Source organism: Microcystis sp. M113S1, from assembly GCF_020246945.1.
Lineage (GTDB): Bacteria > Cyanobacteriota > Cyanobacteriia > Cyanobacteriales > Microcystaceae > Microcystis.
Window position 1 is genome coordinate 1 of sequence record NZ_JADBSA010000045.1, and the last position, 3,032, is coordinate 3,032.

Annotated in this window: 3 protein-coding genes; 2 read left to right on the top strand and 1 reads right to left on the bottom strand. The window is 43.9% G+C overall.

Annotation, left to right across the window (positions count from 1 at the left end; all coding sequences use genetic code 11):
* A partial coding sequence (locus tag IM319_RS02785) for a serine/threonine protein kinase (RefSeq protein ID WP_287734557.1) occupies positions 1-755 on the bottom strand: 755 nt, incomplete at its 3' end.
* A gap of 410 nt (positions 756-1,165) precedes the next feature.
* Between IM319_RS02785 and crtE the strand changes: the two genes are divergently transcribed.
* Complete coding sequence (gene crtE, locus IM319_RS02790) at positions 1,166-2,095, top strand: geranylgeranyl diphosphate synthase CrtE (protein WP_286823915.1); 930 nt, start codon at positions 1,166-1,168, stop codon at positions 2,093-2,095.
* Positions 2,096-2,112: 17 nt separating this feature from the next.
* On the top strand, positions 2,113-2,565 hold the full coding sequence (locus IM319_RS02795) for a divergent PAP2 family protein (protein ID WP_287734558.1): 453 nt from the start codon (positions 2,113-2,115) through the stop codon (positions 2,563-2,565).
* Positions 2,566-3,032 lie beyond the last annotated feature (467 nt).

A 3,032-nucleotide genomic window follows, 5' to 3' on the forward strand; every position in this document is an offset into this window, starting at 1 on the left:
AGACTAGGTTCAATTAACTGCCCTAACCAATGAACAAAAGCAGGACTTAAATTGGCTAAATTATTTAATTGAATTTTGCCATCTTTTTGGGGTAAATCGGCGGGATGAATGCCTGTAGCTAGATAGATTAAAGTGGCTCCTAAACTGTATAAATCAGAAGCGGCAACGGTGCGACCACCGAATTGTTCGGGGGGCATATAACCGTAGGTTCCGACGATAGTTAAAGTGGCCTGTCCCTGTTGGGAAACAGTCTGGACAGAACCAAAATCAATTAAATAAACATTACCGATACTATGACCCGATCGATCTTTTAGTAAAATATTACTAGGTTTCAAATCCCGGTGGATAACTGGCGGGTTAAGTCCATGAAGATAAATTAAAATACCTAGGATAGATTTAGCTAATTCCTGCAGCTCTGATTCACTAAATTTGCGGCCATTTTCTATCTGTTCCTTGAGGGATTTAGCCTCGATATAACTCTGGACAAGGGCAAAACCTTGATAGGTATCGGTTTGAACTTCAAAATAGTCGATATATTCAGGAATCGAGCGACAATCTAGATGTTTAAGAGTTTCAGCTTCCCGTTCAAAGAGGTTTAAATCTGTCCATTTAAAATCGGGACTGAAGATTAATAATTTGACGACAACAGCAGTACCCGTTTTTAGATCTTGGGCGAGAAAAGTGTGTCTTCCGGTTTGTTTACCTAACTGACTTTGAATTTGGTATCTATCGCCTAAAATTTGCCCTTGTAGCATACAATACATTCCTAGGATAATCCTACTTCTAGGCTAATCGAGAAATTTCTAAACTGCAAGCTAAAAAAACGGAAGTTTGACCGAATCATGAAAACTTTAGCATCTCCGATGATAACTGCGGCGAAATTCAATTATATCGCCCGTTTTTCGCTAATCCCTGGACTAGGCTGAGGGATGTATTTTTTCAGGTTAAAAGAGAAAATAGGCATCAGAAAAGAAAATTGGCCCATCTCCGTCTGGGAAATTTTAGTACAAGTGTTCAAAATAGCAACTGCGGCGCTGCCATGTAGTCTGAAGGAGTAATTTAGATAGTCAACAGCTGAGGGTACAAGGGAGCAGCCAGTTTAATTCCGATCGAGGTGGAGTTTCCTGATATAGTTTTAAAAGCAGTCGGTTCAAGACAAAAAGACATGGTTACTAGGGGCGAACAAGGAGTAGAAGTGAGGAAAAACGAGAGCTTTTCTCTGGCTTCCTATCTGGAGGAAAAGCGGTTAATTGTCGAGTCAGCTTTGGATAGCTCTTTAGTTATCGGCAATCCTGCCAAAATCTACGAGGCGATGCGCTATTCTCTCCTCGCCGGTGGCAAACGTCTGCGGCCGATTTTATGTCTGGCTACCTGTGAATTGATGGGGGGTTCCCTAGAGATGGCTTTACCCACCGCTTGCGCCCTGGAAATGATTCACACTATGTCATTAATTCATGACGATTTACCCGCCATGGATAACGATGATTACCGACGGGGGAAATTAACCAACCATAAGGTTTTTGGCGAAGATATCGCTATTTTAGCCGGGGATGGTCTCCTGGCCTACGCTTTCGAGTATGTGGCTACCGAGACTCGTAATGTACCTCCCCTACAGATTTTAGAGGTAATTGCCCGTTTAGGTCGCACTGTCGGGGCAACGGGTTTGGTGGGGGGTCAGGTTTTAGACTTGGAATCCGCAGGAAAACCTGATATTTCGGTGGAAACTCTCGGTTTTATCCATACTCAGAAAACCGGGGCCCTGTTGGAGACTTCTGTGGTGTCGGGGGCAGTTTTAGCGGGGGCAAAAGCGGAAGATATAGCTAAATTAGCCCGTTACGCTCAAAATATTGGCTTGGCTTTCCAAATTATCGATGATGTTCTCGATATCACGGCGACAAAGGAGGAATTGGGCAAAACCGCCGGTAAGGATCTACAGGCACAAAAAGCCACCTATCCTAGTCTCTGGGGGATAGAAGGGTCCCGCCAGCAAGCTCAACAGTTAATAGATAGTGCCATCGGTGAATTGAGTGGCTACGATGAGGCCGCTGAACCTTTACGGGCCATCGCCGAGTATATTGTTAATCGTAAAAATTAAATTAAACGAATGAGATTATGCAGGACTTCCAGCAGGTGTTACACAATCAAATACTGCTAGTCTCTCTTTTAGCTTGTTTCACTGCCCAAGGACTAAAAGCGCTGATTGAGTTAATCCGCGATGGTAAGGTGAGTCTGCGCTATCTAGTCTCGTCGGGAGGAATGCCTAGCGCTCACTCGGCGCTGGTGGGGGCCTTGGCTACTGGGGTAGGATTACAGATGGGTTGGTCTAGTCCCGAATTTGCGATCGCAGTGCTTTTTGCGGTTATTGTTATGTATGATGCGGCCGGAGTGCGTCAGGCAGCGGGAAAACAGGCCCGGATTCTCAATCAAATTATCGATGAAATGTTCCAGGGAGGCAAGGAATTTAACGAGGAACGTTTAAAGGAATTAATTGGTCATACTCCTTTTCAAGTGCTGGTGGGTTTAAGTTTGGGTATCGGTATCGCTATGGTGCTGCTCTGTTGTTAATTGAGGTGTTTTCTTCGGTTGAGATAAACTAGATTTAATAACTGAAAATCTGGGGTAATCACTCATGTTACAATCCCTAAAAAAAATTGAAGGCTTTCGCGGTTTTTAAAGTTTTGAGATGGCCAATCTTGGTACACCAATTCAAAACTTTTTTGAAACGCATCAGCAGCAATGCTTGAGATAAAGGAATCAAAGTGGCAGGAATCCACTCAACAAAGTGTTGATAACTGGCTAAATTGGCACAAGCATCGCTCCAGTATTCAGCTACACGGTCTAAATAGGGTCTGCTGAAAAAGTTTTTCGGTGGGGGTTGGGGGTTGGGGGTTGGGGGGATGGGGGATGGGTTTTACCGATTTTCAGGTGGTCAACTACCTAATTTTCAGGGAAAAAGTACCTGAATTTTCCCCCTGATCACTCCCATGCCTGGTACTTTTTGATTGACAAAAAGTCTAAAAGTCTTACCCAAC

Excerpts from the sequence above, each read along its gene's own strand:
- crtE (WP_286823915.1), top strand. The coding sequence starts at position 1,166 with ATGGTTACTAGGGGCGAACAAGGAGTAGAAGTGAGGAAAAACGAGAGC.
- IM319_RS02795 (WP_287734558.1), top strand. The coding sequence starts at position 2,113 with ATGCAGGACTTCCAGCAGGTGTTACACAATCAAATACTGCTAGTCTCT.